Origin of the sequence: Gordonia sp. L191 (assembly GCF_030077625.1) — a bacterium.
In the GTDB taxonomy this organism is placed as follows: Bacteria; Actinomycetota; Actinomycetes; order Mycobacteriales; family Mycobacteriaceae; genus Gordonia; species Gordonia polyisoprenivorans_A.
The window spans coordinates 1153503-1174093 of sequence record NZ_CP125996.1; the positions used below are offsets into that span (position 1 = coordinate 1153503).

General features: G+C 65.7%; 19 protein-coding genes. 13 read left to right on the forward strand and 6 right to left on the reverse strand.

Annotation, left to right across the window (positions count from 1 at the left end):
* Window positions 1-240: 240 nt before the first annotated feature.
* Complete coding sequence (locus QNM97_RS05040) at window positions 241-1053, forward strand: thioesterase family protein (RefSeq protein WP_283821852.1); 813 nt, start codon at window positions 241-243, stop codon at window positions 1051-1053.
* Window positions 1054-1217: 164 nt separating this feature from the next.
* Window positions 1218-1637, forward strand: coding sequence for a hemophore-related protein (locus QNM97_RS05045; protein ID WP_283821853.1), 420 nt, complete (start codon window positions 1218-1220; stop codon window positions 1635-1637).
* Window positions 1638-1668: 31 nt separating this feature from the next.
* On the opposite strand, the gene QNM97_RS05050 is transcribed toward QNM97_RS05045, so the two are convergent.
* Window positions 1669-2358, reverse strand: a complete 690-nt coding sequence (locus tag QNM97_RS05050; protein WP_283821854.1) for a FadR/GntR family transcriptional regulator — start codon at window positions 2356-2358, stop codon at window positions 1669-1671.
* A 121-nt stretch (window positions 2359-2479) separates the two neighbouring features.
* Between QNM97_RS05050 and QNM97_RS05055 the strand changes: the two genes are divergently transcribed.
* Window positions 2480-3904 (forward strand): aspartate ammonia-lyase, encoded by a 1425-nt coding sequence (locus QNM97_RS05055; protein ID WP_283821855.1) that lies wholly within the window; start codon window positions 2480-2482, stop codon window positions 3902-3904.
* On the forward strand, window positions 3904-4800 hold the full coding sequence (locus QNM97_RS05060) for an asparaginase (RefSeq protein WP_283821856.1): 897 nt from the start codon (window positions 3904-3906) through the stop codon (window positions 4798-4800). The genes QNM97_RS05055 and QNM97_RS05060 overlap by 1 nt, the downstream gene beginning before the upstream one ends.
* 63 nt (window positions 4801-4863) lie before the next feature.
* Here QNM97_RS05060 and QNM97_RS05065 read toward each other — a convergent pair whose 3' ends face one another.
* From QNM97_RS05065 to QNM97_RS05075, 3 genes are all read right to left on the reverse strand, one after another.
* Window positions 4864-5958 (reverse strand): esterase/lipase family protein, encoded by a 1095-nt coding sequence (locus tag QNM97_RS05065; protein ID WP_283821857.1) that lies wholly within the window; start codon window positions 5956-5958, stop codon window positions 4864-4866.
* A gap of 199 nt (window positions 5959-6157) precedes the next feature.
* Window positions 6158-7519: an AIM24 family protein gene (locus tag QNM97_RS05070; RefSeq protein ID WP_283821858.1), complete on the reverse strand. Its 1362-nt coding sequence runs from the start codon at window positions 7517-7519 to the stop codon at window positions 6158-6160.
* Between the two features lie 108 nt (window positions 7520-7627).
* The gene (locus QNM97_RS05075) at window positions 7628-8236 is read right to left on the reverse strand and encodes a DUF4262 domain-containing protein (protein WP_283821859.1); all 609 of its coding nucleotides are present in this window, start codon (window positions 8234-8236) and stop codon (window positions 7628-7630) included.
* Window positions 8237-8448: 212 nt separating this feature from the next.
* Here QNM97_RS05075 and QNM97_RS05080 point away from each other — a divergent pair, with 212 nt between their 5' ends.
* The 5 genes from QNM97_RS05080 to QNM97_RS05100 are packed head-to-tail and all read left to right on the forward strand — an operon-like array spanning window position 8449 to window position 16248.
* A complete protein-coding gene (locus QNM97_RS05080; protein ID WP_283821860.1) occupies window positions 8449-10491 on the forward strand; it encodes a hypothetical protein in 2043 nt (680 codons plus the stop codon).
* Window positions 10488-11936 carry an ATP-binding protein gene (locus QNM97_RS05085; protein WP_283821861.1) on the forward strand — a complete coding sequence of 483 codons (1449 nt, stop codon included), beginning with the start codon at window positions 10488-10490 and terminating at the stop codon, window positions 11934-11936. The genes QNM97_RS05080 and QNM97_RS05085 overlap by 4 nt, the downstream gene beginning before the upstream one ends.
* On the forward strand, window positions 11933-14884 hold the full coding sequence (locus tag QNM97_RS05090; protein WP_283821862.1) for a Z1 domain-containing protein: 2952 nt from the start codon (window positions 11933-11935) through the stop codon (window positions 14882-14884). The genes QNM97_RS05085 and QNM97_RS05090 overlap by 4 nt, the downstream gene beginning before the upstream one ends.
* A 24-nt stretch (window positions 14885-14908) precedes the next feature.
* Window positions 14909-15766 (forward strand): ParA family protein, encoded by an 858-nt coding sequence (locus QNM97_RS05095; RefSeq protein WP_283821863.1) that lies wholly within the window; start codon window positions 14909-14911, stop codon window positions 15764-15766.
* The gene (locus QNM97_RS05100) at window positions 15763-16248 is read left to right on the forward strand and encodes a hypothetical protein (protein WP_283821864.1); all 486 of its coding nucleotides are present in this window, start codon (window positions 15763-15765) and stop codon (window positions 16246-16248) included. Before QNM97_RS05095 ends, QNM97_RS05100 begins: the two co-directional genes overlap by 4 nt.
* 607 nt (window positions 16249-16855) lie before the next feature.
* Here the strand turns inward: QNM97_RS05100 and QNM97_RS05105 are convergent.
* Both QNM97_RS05105 and QNM97_RS05110 read right to left on the reverse strand, forming a co-directional pair.
* On the reverse strand, window positions 16856-17185 hold the full coding sequence (locus tag QNM97_RS05105) for a cupin domain-containing protein (protein WP_283821865.1): 330 nt from the start codon (window positions 17183-17185) through the stop codon (window positions 16856-16858).
* A gap of 80 nt (window positions 17186-17265) precedes the next feature.
* Window positions 17266-18027, reverse strand: coding sequence for a DUF2127 domain-containing protein (locus QNM97_RS05110; protein WP_283821866.1), 762 nt, complete (start codon window positions 18025-18027; stop codon window positions 17266-17268).
* Window positions 18028-18131: 104 nt separating this feature from the next.
* On the opposite strand from QNM97_RS05110, the gene QNM97_RS05115 reads away from it, so the two are divergent.
* The 4 genes from QNM97_RS05115 to rplR all read left to right on the forward strand — a co-directional run bounded on the left by QNM97_RS05115 (window position 18132) and on the right by rplR (window position 20549).
* Window positions 18132-18827 carry a hypothetical protein gene (locus QNM97_RS05115; RefSeq protein WP_283821867.1) on the forward strand — a complete coding sequence of 232 codons (696 nt, stop codon included), beginning with the start codon at window positions 18132-18134 and terminating at the stop codon, window positions 18825-18827.
* Window positions 18828-19189: 362 nt separating this feature from the next.
* Window positions 19190-19588 (forward strand): 30S ribosomal protein S8, encoded by a 399-nt coding sequence (gene rpsH / locus QNM97_RS05120; protein WP_005208388.1) that lies wholly within the window; start codon window positions 19190-19192, stop codon window positions 19586-19588.
* A gap of 16 nt (window positions 19589-19604) precedes the next feature.
* Entirely contained in the window at window positions 19605-20141 is a 537-nt protein-coding gene (gene rplF / locus QNM97_RS05125) for a 50S ribosomal protein L6 (RefSeq protein WP_006370415.1), read from the forward strand.
* Between the two features lie 3 nt (window positions 20142-20144).
* Window positions 20145-20549, forward strand: coding sequence for a 50S ribosomal protein L18 (rplR, locus tag QNM97_RS05130; RefSeq protein ID WP_006370414.1), 405 nt, complete (start codon window positions 20145-20147; stop codon window positions 20547-20549).
* Window positions 20550-20591: the final 42 nt, after the last annotated feature.

Consider the following 20591-nt stretch of genomic DNA (forward strand, 5'->3'; position numbering starts at 1 on the left):
CTCCTGCCGACAGCGCTCTCTTTCTCGTCGACAGCGCTCTTCCTCCCGCCGACCGCGCTCTACTTCTCGCCGACAGCGCCCCTTTGATCGGTGGTCGAGGTGAGAGGCGCGCCAGCGCCGAACCTCGAGACCTCGTGCGCCAACGCCGGATTCGTTCCGACCCGCACCTGGCGCTGAGCGCTCCCCGGCCGCATCGGACCCCGCTCGACCCGACTATGCACTCCTGCATAGAATGACCGCATGACGGTTACCGACAACGAATCCCGCGGCACCTCTCTGTCCGAGGTGCTCCGCGCGTTCGACCCGGCCCTGGAGTTCGCGATTCCGGCTGGCTGGACCCAGGGTCGTACCGCGTACGGCGGGTTGACCGCAGCACTCGTGGTCGCAGCCGCCCAGCAGACCGACGGCGCGCCGCTGCCTGCCCTGCGGGCCGCGCAGTTCGCGTTCACCGCTCCGGTGACCGAGACGTTGGACGTGCAGGCGCGACGACTCCGTGAAGGCCGGTCGGTGACGAGCGTTGCCGTCGAGACCCGAAGCGGTGATTCCGTTGCGGCACAATCGACCCTGATCTTCGCCGGAACGCGTGACAGCTCCGTCGAGCACACCCTGATTCCTCGCCCCGACGTCGCCGGCCCGCAGGATTGCCCAAGCGTCGACGGACGGCCCGGGCCGCAGCCGACCTTCACCGACCAATTCGAGCGCCGGATCGCCGGCGGCGCGATACCGGTGACGAAAGCCGCTGAGCCCGAGGTGCTTTGGTGGATGCGACACCGTGATGCCGAGGGTGTCGATCCGGCCGTCGCGCTCGTCGCGCTCGGTGACAGCCTGCCGCCTGCAGCGATGACGGCATTCTCCGACTGGGCGCCCATCAGTACCGTGATGTGGTCCATCGACATCTGCGCCGACGAGGTCGTCGACCCCACCGGTTGGTTCTTGTTGCGGTCGTCGAGCGTCGTTGCGCGCGGTGGCTACTCCTACCAGACGATGGAGGCCTGGGACGCCGACGGGCAATTGGTGATGACCGGCACCCAGACGGTGGCGATCTTCACCTGATCGGACGAACGTCGCAAACATCGTTGACCTGCTCTTGACCGTTGCTTGCACCCAGACTTACTGGGGTGTTCTCACGGCTTGTCCTCAGCTTCGGCAAAGGTTTTCGCGATTGGGTGTGCTTCGGCTGTTATTGGTCGGCACGGTGCCGAGGAAGGGGCTGGAGAATGTCGATGGGGTTGGCAACGACGCGACGTCGAGTGGCGGTTGCGGTCGCGGGGATCGGTATCGCAGGTGTGGTCGGGGCGGGCGGAGCCGGTATCGCCGGAGCCGCACCGACGCCCCCGCCACCGCCGAAGGCGTTCGGAACGACGTGTTCGGTGATGCAGGTGGAACGGGCGCTCGCCGTGGAGGATCCGGCGCTGTGGCAGCAGATCAACTCGCATCCGCGGGCCAAGCGGCACTTCGAGGAGATGATCGTGCTGTCGCCTGAGCAGCGGAAAGCGCTGCGGGAGAAGAATCGTCACGCGAACCCGGTCCGCTCGACGGTGATGGCGTTCCTGCGTGATCACGGCATCGGCGCACAGCAGCGCACGATGACCCGTGACGCCATGGCGAAGGCCTTGCGCACCTGCAACAAGTACTGAGATCTGTTGCAGCAGAGGTTCTTCGGGTAGTTTACTGGGTCAGTGACCGCACCGCCACCTGCACGGCGTCGAGATGATCGGCCATGGCCTGCTCGGCGGCTTGGCGGTCGCCGGAGCCGATGGCCTCGACGATGCGCTCGTGTTCCTCGTTCGACCGGCGCATGCGTCCGGTCGCCAGATTGAGGGTGGCCGACTGACCCGTCAGTGAATTGCGGATGTCGCCGAGTGCCTTCTGGAACACCCGGTTGCCACTCGCTCGGGCGATCGTGAGGTGGAACTGTCCGTCGAGGGCGACCCAGTCGGTCTGATCCGACTCGGCCGCCATGGCCTGCGTCAATTCGGTGAGTTGGCGCAGGTCGTCGGCGGAGTGGCGTTCGGCGGCCCACCCGGCGGCCGGGATCTCGATGTGCGGTCGCGCCTCCATGAGTTCCCGCGCGGTGTAGTCGCCGACCTTCAGGTCGTGCGATACCGTGCTGCTGATTACGAATGTTCCTCGGCCGGTGCGGGTCTCGGTGAGGCCGAGAGCCGTGCACGAGCGCAGTGCCTCCCGGACGACCGATCGACTCACCGCGTAGCGCTCACCGAGTGCGGCCTCGGATGGGAGGCGTTCACCCACGGGGAGGTCACCACCCTCGATGGCCTGGCGTAGGTCGGTGAACACCGCTTCGGCCGCGCTGACCCGGGTCGTGACGGGCCGGCGGTCGGCCCAGCTGCTGGTCATCGGGTGATCCTCCGTGATCGATCCGGTGTGTGTGGTGGTCGTACATGTTGACGATAGCTCAGCAATGTACGACACTAGAGCTGTCAGACAGCCGGATAGTAAGATAGGTGAGAATGTGACGATGGTCCAGGAGCGAGTGGAGACCGATCTGCTCGGTCGGCGTGAGGTGCCTGCCGAGGCGTACTGGGGTATCCACACCCTGCGAGCAGTGGAGAACTTCCCCGTCACCGGACGGACGATCGGCTCCAACGCCCATCTCGTCCGTGCGCTCGCCGCGGTGAAATGGTCGGCGGCACGTGCGAACGCCGATCTCGGCATCCTCGATGATGAACGAGCGGCCGCGATCTGCGCGGCCTGCGACGAGATCCTCGACGGCGACTTGCATGATCAGTTCGTCGTCGACGTCATTCAGGGCGGTGCGGGTACCTCGACCAACATGAACGCCAACGAGGTGATCGCGAACCGGGCGCTGGAGATCCTCGGGTACGGTCGCGGCGAGTACCGGCATCTACATCCCAACGAGCATGTCAACGCCGGACAATCCACCAACGACGTCTATCCGACCGCGGTCAACGTGGCGACCATCCGGGCGGTCGGTGAGCTCGACGAGGCGATGTCGGTGCTGCAGCAGGCTTTTGCGCGCAAGGCCGCGGAGTTCTCCTCGGTCGTCAAGATGGGGCGCACCCAGTTACAGGATGCGGTACCGATGACCCTCGGTCAGGAGTTCGGGGCATTCGCGGTGATGATCGACGAGGATCGGCAACGTCTGCGTGAGGCGGCGACCCTGGTCCACGAGATCAATCTCGGTGCCACCGCGATCGGCACGGGTCTCAATGCCCCGGTCGGCTACGCGGACAAGGCTGTCGGATATCTCCGCGACAAGACCGGTTTGGACCTGGTGAGTGCGCACGACCTCGTCGAGGCCACGCAGGACGTGGGCCAGTTCGTGCACCTGTCGGGGGTTCTCAAACGTGTCGCGGTGAAGCTGTCGAAGATGTGCAACGATCTGCGATTGCTGTCGTCGGGGCCGCGGGCCGGACTCGGTGAGATCAACCTGCCACCGGTCCAGGCGGGATCGTCGATCATGCCCGGAAAGGTGAATCCGGTGATCCCCGAGGTGGTTTCGCAGGTCGCCTACGAGGTGATCGGCAACGACGTCACCATCACGATGGCCGCCGAATCGGGTCAGTTGCAGCTCAACGCCTTCGAGCCGATCATCGTGACCTGCCTGTCGGAAGGGATGACCCACCTCAGCGCGGCCTGTCGGACGCTCGCCACCAAGTGCGTCGACGGCGTCACCGCCAACGAGGAGACGCTGCGGCATCGGGTTGAGAACTCGATCGGTCTGGTCACGGCGCTGAGCCCGTCGTTGGGCTACGTCGCCTCGACCGCGATCGCCCAAGAGGCGCTGCGCAGTGGTCGTACCGTCCTCGAGTTGGTTCTCGAGGCGGACCTTCTCGAGCGCGGCGAACTCGAACGACTGCTGAGTCCGGCGCATCTGGCCAATCTGCGTCCGGTGACCGCCGAGGTCGACAGAACCCGCTGATGGTCGACGAACAGATGCCGGACGCCGGGTCCGGCTGGGTGGCGGTGCTCGGGACCGGCGGCACCATCGCGAGCCGGCGCGACGCCGACGGCGTCATCCGACCAGGCGGGGCCACACCGGATTTCGGTCCGACGGCGACGCCGGTGCGCGTCACGACGGTCATGTCTCGCGACAGTTCGACATTCGACTTCGCCGCCATGGATCGGATCGTCGACGCCGTCGAGGAGGCGTTGACCGAGTCCGGTTGTCTCGGCGTGGTGGTGCTGCACGGGACCGATACCCTCGAGGAATCGGCGCTGGCCGTGGATCTCTTCCATGACGACCCGCGCCCGGTGGTGTTCACCGGGGCGCAGCGCAGCGCCGACCACGCCGACCCCGACGGCCCGGCGAATGCTGGGCATGCTGTTGCCACGGTGATGGATCCGGCGAATCGGGGACGGGGCGTCCTCGTGTGTTTCGGTGGAACGGTGCATGCCGCACGAGGTGTTCGCAAGGTGCACACCACCGCGCGCGATGGTTTCGCGGGAACCCCGGTGCAGCGGCAGATTCTCAGAAGGGTTCGTCTGCAAGGGATTCGGGTGGATGTGGTCGCTCTGTACCCGGGTGCCGACGAGGTGGTGATCGACGCGCTGGTGGCCGCCGGTGCACACGGCCTGGTACTCGAGGCGATGGGATCGGGCAACGCCAACCAGGCGATCATCGCCGCCGTCCGACGGGCCGTCGAGTCGGGTGTGCGGGTCGTCGTGACCACGCGCGTGGCCTTCGGGACCATCGCGCCGAGTTACGGCGGTGGCGCCGACCTGGTGGCTGCCGGCGCATCCTGGGAGCCGGAGTTGCGGGCCGGTCAGGCGCGAGTGGCATTGGCCGCTGCGGTGGCCGCGAGTGCCGCTGGGTAGACGGCGATGCCGCCCCCGCCGACGGGGAGCGGCATCACCTGGCCGGAAAGTGGACTGTCGCCGTCAGCCGAGCAGCCAGGCGTTCGGCGCACACACGATCGGAACCGCCGGATCGAAGGCATTGAGGACGATCGACACCGCGCGCGGTGAATAGCTCACCGACAGGTGGTCCGAGGTGTCCTGCTCACATCCGTTCTGCAGCACGATATTTCGGGTGTTCTTGGTGCCCGCGGGGAAGAAGGTCGACTGATACGGCGTGGTGACCTCGTCGTACCGGCTGCCGACGATCGTGTACTTCACGTCGCCGACGGCATAGACGCCGTCCTTGTTGAGATTCTTGATGAAGGGGGAGTCGTAGACCTGCTGGATGCCCGATGCCCCGACGCCGAGTGCGATCGGACCGAGTACGTCGATCCCGAGGTTGTTGATGGTGCGACCCAGGGTGCCGATCCCGTCCAGTGAGGTGCCGTTGTTGGTGGCGCCCAAGGTGACGAGGTTGGCGACCTTGGAGGCGCCGCCGTCGTAGCGGATGTACTGACGCGCGGTGATGCCGCCCTGAGAATGGCCGACCATGTTCACCTTCGAGGCACCGGTGGTCGAGAGCACCTTGGTGACGAAATCGCCGAGCTGCGCGCCGGATTGCGCGATGTCACCCGTGCCGAAGGCACCGGGTAACAGAGCGCCCAGCCCGCCGCCTTGCAGGGTCGGCAGGATGCCGTAGTTCAGCGCGTAGACGCAGTAGCCCGCGGATTTCAGGGCCGGCGACAGCATTGCCCAGTTGTTGTACGCGTTCTCCCACGTGCCGTGGACGAGGACGACCGGGTCCTGACCCTGTTTCGGTGTGCAAGACCAATCGTTGGCCCCGGGCGGCGCGATGTTCGGATTGGTCAGCCCGTACCCGAAGGCCGGAAGGAAGCCCTCTTGACGGGGACCGTTGCCGGTCGGGGTGAACCATGAGCTGCGTCCTGCCAGAATCGTCTCTGCGACAACAGGTTTCTTGGCGCCAGCCGCGATGAAGTCGGCGAGCTGCTGTTGCTGGTCGGCCGCGGCGGCCGGGCCGGCGAGTGACATGGCCACCCCGACGCCGGTGGCCACGGCGGCAACAGTGGTGGCGATTCTGCGGGTCCACGCCCGTCGTGACAATCGATGATGCGGCACTGCGATTCCCCTTCCCACAAGTGCCCGCCCCCTGTGGCGGCGCTGCCGGGTGTCGTACGTCATGTTGTGACGAGAACGTAAGTTACCACGCAGTAAGAGTACGTGTGTACTCCGATACCAAAGTGTCCGCTCTTTACTGACCAAAAGTAGGGATCGTGGATCCCATGTGACCTGTCGACGATGAAGGGCCCAAAAGCGTTCAGCGCCCGAGGAATCCGCCGAGCATGCCGCCGACGCCCGCCTGTCCGCCGTCACCGGTGCCGCCGACGAATCCGCCCGGTGGCAACTCCGAAGGCTGAACCACCACAAAGCCCTGCCCGGCGAACGCCAAGGTGAGTCGTTCGCCGGTGCTACGCCCCATCAGGGTGCCGAGGTTGAACGAATCGTTGGACTTGATCGAGGTCCGCAGGCTCGACGACCAGGCGACCGCGGCGTTGGGGTCGGCGTAGGTGGCCGCGTCGACGGTGAGCACCACCGGGGTGCCGTCGGTGGTGATCGCGATGCGCCCACGACCGGTGAAGACACAGTTGAACATTCCGGCGTTGCCGAGCGCGCCGGCCCCCTGCACGCGCGCGATGTCGTAGTGCAGCGTGGAGTCGAAGGCGAGCACGTTGGCGCCGTTGATGGTCAGGCCGTCGGTTCCGTCGAGATCGATGAGGTGGACGTCGGCGGCGGCGTTGGCCAGGAACAGATCGCCGCGGCCGCTCACCTTCATCAGCGGCACGCCTTCGCCCGAGAGTGCCTGGCGCATCATGCGTCCGATGCCGCCGGAGCCGAGAGCCTCGAAGCTCAGATCGCCCTGATAGGCGACCATCGACCCGGCCCGCGCCATCACCTCACCCGACAGGCCGATGCGACACATCTTGCTGCCCTGCTTCTGGATGCCTTGTCCGGAAACTTCGGAATGATCGGGTTTGAACAGATCGCTGTGCATGGGGGCTCCCTCGGGCTGCGGTCGGGGCGGAGGCGGACTGGCGGCGGGGTGGTGTGATGCGTCGGGTGGCCACGGTTGGGGCTCGCGTACCGGAGGCGACTCGGGCACGGGTGCGTCGTCCTCGACATCGATGCCGAAAGCGGTTGCCAGACCCGCCAATCCGGCGTCATATCCCTGTCCGACGGCGCGTACCTTCCAGGCATCACCGCGTCGATAGATCTCAACACAGACCACCGCCGCCTCGCTGGTGAGACCGTCCGGCGAGAAGGCGATCGTCTCGCCTGCGGGTGTCCCGGCGTCGGCGGGTGCGACGGTGACCTCGAGGCGTCCAGCGGTCGCGAACGAGACGGGGCCGGTTCCGTCGAGGCTGGCCGCGACGGCGATGGTGTCGATGTCGGCGGGTAGTCGAGTCGTGTCGATGTCGAGCACGTCGGCACCGCCGTCAGTGCGGTAGGAGATCCCGGGGCCGGTCGGCTGGTTGTAGAAGATGAAGTCGGCGTCGGACCGGACCCGATGAGCCGACGTCAGCAACACCGCCGAGGTGTTCACCGGTGTCACCGAACGCACCGACACCGCTACCGTCACCGACGGCAGCGCGATGTTCTGTCCCGGGGCGAGGTGCCGCATGGACCCATTGTGCCCGATATGCGACGGTGCGTGACCGGTGTCCACAGTCCTCACCTATGACGCGCGGGGCGGGCCGAGTCGACGGCGCGCCCCGCGCGTCGTCGGCGTTTACTCGCGAGGGCCGCGCCGCCGCGCACGGCAAGACTCGACCCGACTGCCGTCGACCGATGCACTCACCACGCGTGGGCCGCCGGCATGAGCGGCGCCCGTGTCGGGGGCACCCTTGACCGGCTGGTGGATCGGCTGCAGCACATATCCCGTCTGCCACGGGAAGGTCCCCAGGTCGTCGGCCCAGACCACCTGCAGCGCCGGATGATTCGGGAACAACTCGTTGGTGATGAGCATGTCGGATTTGTCGACGAGCTCGATCACCCGGACCCGCACCTCGAGCGCGTGTACCTCCAGTTCGGTCCGACCGTCGACCACCGATCGCCAGTCGACCCGGTGGAACAACTCGCCGAGTTCGTTGAGCACCTCACAACCCGTGCGCGCATCGAGACCGAAGACCACCAGATCGGGGATCGAGTGCAGCGCGAGCCCCGTCGTGTACGCGAACGCGCAGTCCGGCGGTGCGCACCGCGAATCCCCACACGAACACCCGTCGCCAACCGCTGTCACCGCCCAGCCGAACCGGCGAATGGTGGACAGCGTCTCACGGACGAGGGGATCGGGATGCCAGCGCGGGACGCCCCGGATTGCTGCGGCGTGATCGGCCATGGTCGCTCCTTTGTTCGAGGGTGCGTTCATGACATCACGGGGGTCCGACAAGTTCGGATCGCCTCGATCGGTTGCCCCGTTCGGTGTCCACCGGGTGAGTGAACCCTCGGGTGCACCTGCCTGCCCGAAGTGCGCGGTTCCCTCGGTTGGCTAAGCTCCGAGGGGAGATCATCACCTCATGCGTGGTGGCGAAATGGTGGAGCTCGAGGGTGATGTTCGCGTTTTCGGAGTACGACGCCGCAGACCTGCGCGATGACACCTGGGTGGACCTCTTCCCGTGGCTGGACTCCTACGAATCGGCGGACGCCGCCTGCCTCGAAGAACTGGTCCCGAACGTGTCGGACTGGTGGATCGCGGACTCGCCGCGCGACACGGCCGCCGACATGTCGCTCGACGATCTCGTCGTCGGCCTGGCTCGTCTTGCGGTCCGGCGGCATCGGGAACTCACCTTCGGGGAGCTCGCGCCGCTCCTCGATCCGACGATTCCCGTCGCCGGCCTGCGTCTTGATCCTCGCGCCGAAACCGTGGTCCGACGTCTCGGGGGTCGAGCGCTGGTCCGGACACTGCTGTCGGCGAGTGTGGCGTCGTTGTTCGCGTTGAAGGGCACGAGCCCGGACACCGTTCAGGAGGTCGCCGCGGGTGTTCTCGGTGCAACCATCCTGCGACTACCCGAAGACGGCGTTCTCCCCGACGAGGAGGCCGACAGTCCGGTTGCCGTGCAACTCGTCGATGACCTCAGAGTGCTCGCACGGTGGCGAGGTCTGCGCGGCAGTCTGGGCGCGCCGCTCATTTCCGTCGGCATCGAGGACGAAGCTCCCGAACAGGTCCAGGAGGTCGCCACCCGGATCTCGGCGATCACCGGCAAGGATTTCTCCACGATGGTGGAGTCCAACCCGGTTGACGAGCTCGAGAACCTGATCGAGCAACTCGATGACCGGGAGATGCTGGCACTCACCGAGTTCGTCATGGCGGCCGAACCGATCAGCATGGGACAGCTCAGCGTTCGGCTGCACGTGAGCAAAGGGCGCGCCGGCGGCATCGTGGCCAAGCTCAAGCAGGATCTCGCCGCCGCGTGCGAATTCGAGACCACCGCCGGCGGATTGCTCGCGAGCATCCGGGCCGAGATCCAGCCGGTCACCTCACTCGACCGACTACTCGACATGCAATCCGTGCTGCGCACCGAGGTCCCATCACTGGGCGTGCCGCTGTGGCTCGCTCTCGACCGGCTCGACGATGGATTCGAGGTCACCGGGGGCTGGGCGGTGGCTCCGGATCTCCGTTCGGCGAAGGGGCGGACGATCGTGATGCTCGAGCAGTTCGAATCCGTCAACGCCGTCGTGCCCATCCACGTCGCGGCGTCGACGCTGCGGTTGTCGACCGACGAGGTTCGAGAGTGGTTGCAGTACTGCGAGATCCCGGTCCTCGGCGACAACGTGTTGTTGTCCACCCGCCGTCTGGCCGATCATGCCGCCGGGATTCTGGAAGTACTCGGCCCCATGGGCATCGACCGCCTGACCGATCTCCTGAACACCGATCGACCCGAGCACCATGTCGTGAAACAGCTTGCCGACGATGAACGCCTCACCTGCACCACGGACGGCCTGTGGTGTCTGACGGAGTCTGTCGGTGAAGAACTCGGTGGGGCGCAAACGGCACCACGTACGCAGGACGTTGATCGGCCGGCGACCGAACAGTCCGCTCCCGAGGACGACTCGACCGCTGCCGCCGTTGTCGTCCGGCCCACGCGCCGTCTGTATCGGATCGAGGACACCTGGTGTTTCCGGCTCCGCGTGACCACCGAACACCTTCGTGGTTCCGGGTTCACCGTTCCTGTCGGTGTGGCGCAGGCACTGGGATGCGCGGAGGGGGTCGTGCGCGAGTTGCCCAGCCGGCTCGGCACACAGATGCTCCGCTGGACTGGAACGAACCCGACGTGCGGGACCATTCGCCGGTTTCTCAACGAATTGTCCTCGCAGCCCGGCGATCTGGTGTTCCTTTCATATTCGGAAGGCCGCGGGTTCGACGTGGTGGCCTGCGCCGAGACCGATGCCGCGGACCCGGTTCGCGGAGCCCTCGCCCTGATCGGCGTCACTGATCCGCAGGATGTCGCCGATGCCGACGTCGCGCCACTGCTCGCGGCGGGGATCGGACTCGATCCGGACATCAAGCCGCGACGCATCCTCAGCCGCTATCAGTCCCGTGACGACACGGTCGCCGCGCTCCTGGAGCAAGCCTGGACGGTCACCGTGCGATGACGACCGAACCGACTGCATTCACCGCCACCGAACGCGCACTCGGCCTGCATCACACCGTCGCGACCGCGGTTGCGGATCTGATCGACAACAGCATCGACGCGGGCGCAACGCACGTACTGCTCCGATTTCTGCAATCCGGCCGACGTATCACCGGGTTACGGGTCGTCGACGACGGTCGGGGCATGGACGCCGACACCATCGATGCGGCGATGCGCTACGGCGTACAGCGCGCGTACGGGGTCGCCGATCAGGGGCACTTCGGTGTCGGGCTGAAAGCTGCCTCCCTCAGCCAAGCCGATACCGTGACCGTGTATTCGCGTGCGGCAGAAAACCTTCCGGTGGCGCGTCGGCTCGCCGTCGATGACCGTCACGACCCGCCACGACTGTCCACACTGCCGGATGCCGACGCGGCGAAGGTCATCGCGGCCGCACGGCCGCGCTTTCCGTTCGAGACCGGCACCGTCGTCGAATGGCGGGGTATCCGTACCTTTCCGAACACGGCGTCGGCGCAAGATCAGGTCGCCTGGCTCGAGACCGTCGTCGGTGATCTGCTGGCGCACCTCGGCCTGGTGTTCCACCGACTGATCGCCACGGGCTTGGCGATCACGATCGATGTTCTCGACGAGGCCATCGGCCGCGCCGGAGCACCGCGGACGGTGCGCGGAATCGATCCGTTCGGCTACCGGATGAGCGGGCGAGCCGGTTATCCGCGGCCGTTGGCGGCCCTCGGTCGCGACGCGGGACAGGCACACATCTGGCCGGCTCGCAGTTCGGCACCCGAGTACAAACTCGGTGGCCTACCCGGTCGTGACTCGCAGGGATTCTTCGTCTATCGCAATGACCGCCTGCTCCATGCCGGCGGGTGGCTCGGCGTGCTCCGGCCCCGGCCGGACTGGGCGTTGGCGCGAGTGAGCGTCGACCTCGATGACGTTCTCGCCCAGCACATCACCATCAACCCGGAGAAGTCCGGGGTGACCCTGGACGCGACGCTCTCCGCCGCGCTGCACCAGGCGCTCACCGACGATTACCTCGATGACGCGGCGACCACCGCCGTCGCGGCCCGACGCGTACAGCGCCGGCCGATCAGCGTCGTCGAACCCGGGATCGGTCTACCGGATGAGGTTGCCGACGAGTTCGCCGACAGCTTCTCGTTCGTGGACACGGCGGAGCCGGTCGCGATCGGGTGGCGGGTGCTGGCCGCCGATCGGTTCTTTGAGGTTGATCTGGAGTCACGCACGTTGTGGCTCAACGCCCGGTTCCGCACGCAACTGGGCGGGCGCCGACGTTCCGCCGACGATGTTCCGGTGCTGCGGACTCTGGTGTACCTCCTTGCCCAGGACATGTTCGACGCCGTGCGGCATAGTGCCAGACAGGTCGAGCAGATGGATGCCTGGCAACGCGTCCTGATCGCGGCGCTCGCCGCCGACGAGGGGAGTCCGAAGTGATCGACGTGGTGATCGACGCCCTGGTCCGCGAGTTCACGACCGACCTCGCACCCACCCGATTTCTCGGCGCGGTGGCCGGGCGCGTGATGGATGCCGGACACGACCACTCCGCCGTCACCATGGATCTGGTTGTCAACGTCATGGTCTCCGACGAGGCCGCGTCGGTCCAGTCGGCAGTGCGATCGGCCCTGATTCGTTGGGACGCCGAAGAGGCCGCGACGTGGACCGGTGGTACCGAGGCGCAGACCCCCGAACGCCGGACCCTGATCTACACGCTTCTCGGAATTCCGCCCGCGGCTTTCGAGCCACTCACCGAGGCCTTTGCGATCGCCGGCGGGCCGACGGTGATCGTTGCACCGCAGCCCTGGGAGCCCTGGTACGTCCAGGAACGGCGCACGGCCCAGGACTTCTACTGGTCTGCCTACCGTCGACTCCTCCTCGACAAGGGTTGGGGTGTGGACACCGTCGAGGACCTCGGGGTGGCCACCAACGCGGTTGTGCAGCGCCTGGCCGATCCGACTCGCGAGGAGCCGTATCAGTCCAAGGGGCTGGTCGTCGGCTACGTGCAGAGCGGCAAGACCGCCAACTTCACCGGTGTGATCGCGAAGGCGATCGACGCCGGGTATCGGTTGGTGATCGTGCTGACCGGGACGATCGAGTTGTTGCGCAGTCAGACCCAGCGCCGGCTCGACATGGAACTCATCGGCATGCAGAACATCGACGAGGTCGAGTACGCCAACGATGAGGATTGGCACGCCGGCAAGTTCCTCCATCACGTGCTCGACCCGAATCATTCCAACGAGGCTCCCGCCATCCGTCGGCTGACCGGTCGTGTCGACGACTACAAGGCGCTCGCGAAGGGGATCGGCACCCTGCACTACGAGTTCGTCGATCATTCGAAGCCGTTGTTCGACCCGGTCAACCTCTACCAGAGCAACGTTCGGGTTGCGGTGGTCAAGAAGAATGCGGCGGTGCTGAAGAAACTCGTCGCCGACGTCGGACGGATCCCCACACCGCTCGACCAGATCCCGACGCTGATCATCGACGACGAGGCAGACCAGGCGTCGGTGAACACGCAGAACCCCAAGAACTTTGCCGCAGGGCGGATCGAGCGCACCGCGATCAACGAACAGATCTCGCTGCTCCTCGAGAGGCTCGGACGCAGTCAATACGTCGGCTACACCGCCACACCATTCGCCAACGTGTTTGTCGATCCGGATGATTCGGTGAACATCTTCCCGAACGACTTCATCGTCAGCCTCGACCGCCCCAAGCAGTACATGGGTGGTACCGACTTCCACGACGGTGACACCGACCTCGGCGATGATCTCTCCGAGACGGCCGAGAAGACCCCTGCCAACTCCAACGAGAAGGCCTTTGTCCGGGGTCTGCGAGCCCAATGCGACGAGGACCGTGACGCCGAACGGTTGGGGGCGCTGGACTCCTACGTCCTGGCCGGGGCGATCAAATTGTTCCGGCAGAGCCGGGGAGTTCGTGGGGACTTCCGTCACCACACGATGCTCGTGCACGAATCGGTCAAACAGCAGGAGCACGAGTCCCTCGCCGCCGACTTCGAGAGTCTCTGGAAAAATGCAGGCTACAGTCAGCCGCACGGACTGGCGCGCCTGGAGGAGCTGTGGGACAGCGATTTTCGTGTGGTCTCGGCCGATCGTGGCGAGCCGGGGACACCGACCCCTCAGAACTTCGACGAGCTCGAGGAGTTCGTCGGGGAGGCGTGCGACCGGATCGGTGCGGGGATCAGTCCGGTGATCATCGTCAACGGTGCCGCGGACAAGGATTATGTACAGGAACCGTTGGACTTTCAGGAACGCTCGGTGTGGAAGATCCTGGTGGGCGGCACCAAGCTGAGCCGCGGCTTCACCGTCGAAGGGCTGACCACCACTTACTACACCCGGCGAACTGCACAGGCGGACACGCTGATGCAGATGGGTCGGTGGTTCGGTTTCCGCCCCGGATACCGAGATCTGGTGCGGCTGTTCATCGGTCGGGAGGTTCCCGGACCCGGCGGGACGGTGGTCGACATGTATGCCGCGTTCGAGGCCATCGTCGGCGACGAGGAGGAGTTCCGCGACGAACTGCGAAGATTCAAGGGGCTGAACGAAGCTGGCGAGCCGATGGTCACGCCACGAGACGTGCCGCCGATGGTGTTCCAGCGGCTGCCATGGCTCAAGCCGACCGCCACCAACAAGATGTACAACGCAGAGTTGAGCTATCGCAGCGTCGGCGGCCAGAGTTTCAGTTTCACGATGCAGGCCCCGCGCGGCGACGGCGCCAACAATGTGAGCCATTTCCGCGCCGTTCGTCCGTTGCTCGACGCACTCGAGCGTACCGGTTCGTTCTCGTTCATCGACAAGGACCAGACGCCACGGATCTTCGAGGCGAGCTACGGGATCGTCGGTGCCGACGTCGTTCTCGACGCGATCAGCCAGTTCGTGTGGGATGCCAACTGGGACTTCGAGCCACACCGCAAGGCCTTCGAGTCGGCGATCGAGCGTGGTGCGCTGGAAGATCTCGCGATCCTGCTGCCGATCCCGAAGACCAAGAAGCCGGTGATGATCGGCGACTACCCGAGAGAACTTCCTCTCGTGAACCGCAAACGTGAAGAGGCCGAGTACCGCACCGGATTCACCGGCACTGCGGTGCGCGAGCGAGACGCCATCGAGCACATCGCCGGCAATCCGAAGAAGGACGTCGGTGGTCCACTCGCGGCGCAGCTCCGGAAGCGGACGCGCGGCGCGATGATCCTGTTGTTCGCCAGCGACCCACCGCCGCGAAGCCGGCATATCAAGTCGCACAAGCGCGGTGTGGCCGACCCGCGTGACGTGGCGACCCTGTTCTCCTACGCGCTTCCATATCTGGCCGATCCTTCGCCGAAGGTCGGATTCACCGTCCGCAAGGACGGAGCAGGAGCGATTGTCGATGCGTGATCACAAGAAAGGTGAGAGTTCTCGATGGCAAAGGTGATCGCGACGATCAGCTTGAAGGGCGGGGTCGGCAAGACCACCGTCACCGGCGGACTCGCTGAGTTCATGTCGGCGGAGTTCGGTCAGCGAGTGCTGCTCATCGACCTCGACTCGCAGATCAACCTGACCACGATGATGATCAGCGAGGCACGCTGGTTCGAGCTCAACACCAACGGCCGCACTCTGGCAACGCTGTTTTCCGACGCGGTCAACGGCACCGAGTACTTCCGGCTCGACGAGGCGATCGAACGGGACGTGTCGCCGGTGAAGCGGGTGACGACCGTCGATCTGCTCGCGTCGTCGCTCGATCTCATCGAGGTGCAGGAAGAACTGAGCGCCCTGCGTGTGCAGGGCGGCGTGGCGGACGGGGGCACCGGCTTTCTGCGGCAGGCGATCGCGCCGGTCATCGACTTCTACGATTACGTTCTGATCGACTGCCCGCCGAACATCGGACCGGTGACCCTCAACGGTCTGGCCGCGGCGGACGCCTACATCATCCCGACGATCCCGGATGTGTTGTCCACCTATGGAATTCCGCAGATCCAGAATCGCGTGCGCAAGTTCAGCGAGGAGATCGGACGGACCATCGTCGAACTGGGTGTGGTGATCACCAAGTACAAGGCCAACTCCGTTGTGCACCGGTCGACGACCAAACGTCTACGCCGCGACCCCACCATCCAGAACGTCCTGCCCAGCTACATCAACGAGGCCAACTCGGTGGCTGCGGCGGCGGAGTTCGCCGGCTACGGGACGCTCAAGACCAAGTACGGCACGCAGGGGCAGTTCGACCAGTTCCGCGCCCTCACCGTCGACGTGATGACCGAGGCACAGGGGAAGATCGAATGAGTTCTGACGACGCACGCCGCCGCACGGAGTACTCCGCCATCGGGGGAGCTCTCGCCCAGCTCGACAGCAAGAATCCGCAAGCGGCCCAGTTGATCGCCGGGCTGACGCGGGTGATCATCGACGAGGCGGAGAAGTCGACGAGGTTTGCCGCGGCACTCGTCGGCGTCGTCGGCTCGCTGCGCGACGACGGGGCGCCGGCGCCCGTTGCGGTACCGGCGCCGCGGAAGCGAGCACCGGCCAAGAAGAAGGTCGCGCGGCAACCGGGTGCTTTTGACCCCTTTGTGGTCTACCGGGAGTCGGGAGCTGTCGGACTCGGGGAGCGACTTGCGTCGCTGGATCTCGAGCAACTGCGTGACATCATCGCCGAACAGGAACTCGACACGCGCAAGGAAACCGCGCGCAAACGCAGCCTCGAGGTGATCTCCGCGTGGATCGTCGAGCGCGTCGAGGCGTCGGAGAACAAGGGGAGTGTGTTCCGGTAGGACTCGCAGGCGAGGTCGGTTCGAACGAGAAGGGTTCAGATCAGGCCTGCCGTGAGTTGTCCTCGAGTGGTCAGGAATCCGGTCCGAGCACATCAATCGAGGTCGCCGCTAAGACGTTGTCGACCAGCGACCGAGGTCCGCTAATTCGCGCCTGCGGTTGACGAAGTGCATACCAACGTCTCTAACATACGCTCCCCGTATGTTACGTCACCTGTATGTTACGACCGCCGTGTGCTAACGGGCCACAGCATGGCTGATGTGGTCGGCATGTAGAGCGTCGAACCTGCTTCCGAGCTGCGGTTGTGTGTCGTCCAGGGCTCGATACGGGTTCCATTGAGCCGATGAAGGTGTCGTCGTCGATTGATGGCGGCGCGCTGGGTGGTCCCGGTCTTCGCAGCTGGGTTCCATTGCGGGAGAATGGCGTTTCCACGGCCGTCGACACGGGATCGCCAAGGTGTGGCCGGGTTCCATTCACGGTTTCGGAGAGATCTACAGCGACGATCCGCTCGACGATCGGCACTCTTCGGCCTGCCCACCGTGAGGTAAGGCAAATCATGACGAAGTGCGAGAAATAGGTGCTTTCGGTCTCTCCAGCGACCCAAAAGCCCTACCCCGTGATCACAGTCAGCAGAATCGCTGAATCCTGTTGTGCCGACAGGCTGTGCCGCGCGTCGGGCAGCATCACCAGATCGCCTCGGCGGCCCTTCCAGACGTGCTCGCCGGCGGTGATGGTCACCCGACCGTGCAGCACCTGCACGCTGCCCTCCGCGGGGCTTTCGTGTTCGGCCAGTTCACGCCCGGCCACCAGGGCGATGACGGTGTGCCGAAGTCGATGTGAGGAATCGCCGTGCAGGGTCTGTGCCGCCCGGCCGCTGCGGCTGCGGTGGGCGGTCCCGATCAGTTGGTCGACGAGCGAGGTGAGGTGGCTGGTGTCCATGTCTTCACTCTTGCACCCGGGGACCGGGTTCGGAACCAACCGAGGGGGAACTGTGGATCGTGCCTGTCGGTGGCTGTGGATCAGCGCCCGTCGGCGACGGCTGCCCGCTCGACCGTCAGCAGACTCTCGGCGCTGTGCTGGGCGTGGTAGGCCGCACCACCGCCGCGCACCCCGAACAGTCGTTTGCTCCAGATCAGCCAGATGACCGCGGCGACGTTGACCGCGAGCAGCAGCACCTTGAACACCGTCACACGCTCGACGAGTTCGTAGACCTCGAGCGGGATGAAGATGCTGGTGACGATCACCGCGAAGTACTCGCCCCATCGTTTGGCGAACCACAAACCGAAGGCCTCGACGAATTGGCTTGCGCCATAAGCGAGCAGGGCGCATCCGACGAGCACGATCGTCGCGCTCGACAGCGTCGTCGCCTTCTCGATCCAGCTGACGACCTTGGAATCGTCGATGTTCCAGCCGATTTGGTCGGCGATCGGCCGCAACAACGGCAGCTCGGCGTCGAATTTCTCCTGCAGGGTTTGCTGGCTGTGGCGCAGTTCGATGACGAAGACGCCCGCGAGCACCAGGAACAGGCCGCGGAGCAGGCGTTCGACGGCCAGCACCCGCATGATGATCAGGTCGCGCAGCAGCGCGCCGCGCGGGACCTCGGGCGCATGGTCGGCGGGACCGCTACGGCGGGGCTCACCGACGGCGAAGTCACCGCACCGCAGACACCGCCAGGCCTGGCCCGCGGCGCTGTCGACGTGCAGGCGATCGGCGAGTTCCGACTCGTCGGGGCGATAGGTCTCGTGACCGCGCAGGCCGCATGACAACACTTCCCAATTCACTTCGGCAGACTAACGCCGAACTCGCTGCACGGGGGCCGACGGTCATCCGGTCGGTCGAGCCGTTCTCGACCGCCGGCGGCGTCGGCGCCGCTACCCTCACCGACATGAGCCGGCGTCACGTGGATCGAAAGGTGATGGTGGCGGTCTGGGGGAGCGGGCAGCTTCTGACCCCGACATTCCGAGCCGACTGCGGGTCCGCGGGCGTGCGACGTCTCCAGGTCAACATCTCCGACGACGCGGTGCAGGGGGCGATGCGGATCTCCACCTTCGACCCGCCGATCGATGCCGTGATCAGTCTGTGGACCCCTGATGTCGCCGCAGCGCTCGAGAGTGTCGCCGCACATGTGGCCAGCTTCGCGGCGTGGGAGGTGCAGACCCGTGCGCCGCTCGACCCGCTGCCGACCGCCGACGGCACGCGCGCCGACGCACTGGCCAATATCGCCTTCCTGCGACGGCCGCAGGATCTCGCCCAGGACGAATGGCTACGGATCTGGCTCGACGAGCACACACAGGTGGCCATCGACACCCAGGCGACCTTCGGCTACCAGCAGAACATCGTCGAGCGTTGTCTGACAACGGATTCCGGCGATCGAGGAGATGTGCGGGTGACCGGCATCGTCGAAGAGCTGTTCCCGATGGCGGCCATCTCCGACCCTCACGCCTTCTATGGCAGCGACGGCGACGATGACGAACTGCAGCGGCGGCTGACCGCCATGCTGGCCAGCGTCGCGCGCTTCGGCGCCGACCGGGATCTCGACGTCGTGCCGACCTCGCGATACGACTTCTCGCCCACGCCCTGAGCGCTGTCGCGGTGAGGACGGGCGCTGTCGCGGTGGAGACGAGCGCTGTCGGTGGGGGACAGGGCGCTGTCGGCGGTGGAGAGGGCGCTGTCGGCGGCGATTTGGGTCTGGCCAGGGAATTCTCTACACTAGACCGGTTGCCTGTGCACCTCAGGTGCCAGGGACTCACCACACGTACGCGTGTGGACCACAACTGAACAGTCTCCGGTGCTGGTGAAAAGCCAAGGGCATCGGCGACGAGAACAGATAACAACTATCCACTTCGTGGAAGGCCCACCGCAGGTCAGGGGAGCGATCCTCTGGAGTCACATCGCTGACCGGCGCTGTATGGGAACCGCTACGAGAAAGGTTGACGGTCAACCATGACCATGACTGACCCGATCGCAGACTTCTTGACACGTCTGCGTAACGCCAACTCGGCGTTCCATGACGAGGTGACTCTTCCCTCGTCGAAGCTCAAGGTGAACATCGCCGAGATCCTCAAGCGTGAGGGCTACATCACCGACTACCGCACCGAAGATGCGGAGGTCGGCAAGAACCTCGTCGTCGCCCTCAAGTACGGCCCCTCGCGGGAGCGCAGCATCGCCGGTCTGCGCCGCGTGTCCAAGCCGGGTCTGCGGGTGTATGCCAAGTCCACCAACCTGCCCAAGGTCCTGGGTGGCCTCGGCGTGGCCATCATCTCCACGTCGTCCGGTCTGCTCACCGATCGCCAGGCAGCCAACCAGGGCGTGGGCGGCGAAGTCCTCGCCTACGTCTGGTAAGGGGAGGTACACAAACATGTCGCGTATCGGTAAGAACCCGATCGAGATCCCCGCGGGCGTCACCGTCTCCATCGACGGCCAGACCATCACCGTCAAGGGACCCAAGGGCGAACTCAGCCACACCGTCACCGCGCCGATCACCGTCGCGCAGGAAGACGCCACCATCGTGGTCACCCGCCCCAACGACGAGCGCCGCAACCGTGCCCTGCACGGCCTGAACCGCTCGCTGGTCGCCAACCTCGTGGAGGGCGTGACCAAGGGCTACACCAACAAGATGGAAATCTTCGGTGTCGGCTACCGCGTCCAGGCCAAGGGCAAGGACCTCGAGTTCGCGCTCGGTTACAGCCATCCCGTGCCGATCGAGGCTCCCGAGGGCATCACCTTTGCCGTCGAGTCGCCCACCAAATTCTCGGTGTCGGGTATCGACAAGCAGCAAGTCGGCCAGATCTCGGCGAACATCCGCCGCCTGCGTCGCCCGGACCCGTACAAGGGCAAGGGCATTCGCTACGAAGGCGAGCAGATCCGTCGCAAGGTCGGAAAGACGGGTAAGTAAGCCATGAGTGATACAGCAGCCAAGACAGTGCGCAAGCCCCTCGGCAAGGATGTGTCGACCCGCCGTCGCACCGCGACCAACCGTCGTCACTTCCGCCTGCGCAAGAAGGTCGCCGGCACGCCGGTGCGTCCGCGTCTCGCGGTCAAGCGCAGCAGCCGCCACATCCACGTGCAGCTGATCGACGACCTCGCCGGCCACACGCTGGCCGCGGCGTCGACCATCGAGGCCGACGTCCGCGCGGCCGGCGGCGACAAGTCCGCGCAGGCCCGCAAGGTCGGCGAACTGATCGCCGAGCGCGCCAAGGCCGCCGGCATCGACGCCGTCGTGTTCGACCGTGGTGGCAAGGACTACCACGGCCGGATCGCCGCGCTCGCCGACGCCGCCCGTGAGGGAGGCCTGCAGTTCTGATGATGACCACACGTACTCAAACCAAGACCGGAGGGATCCTCT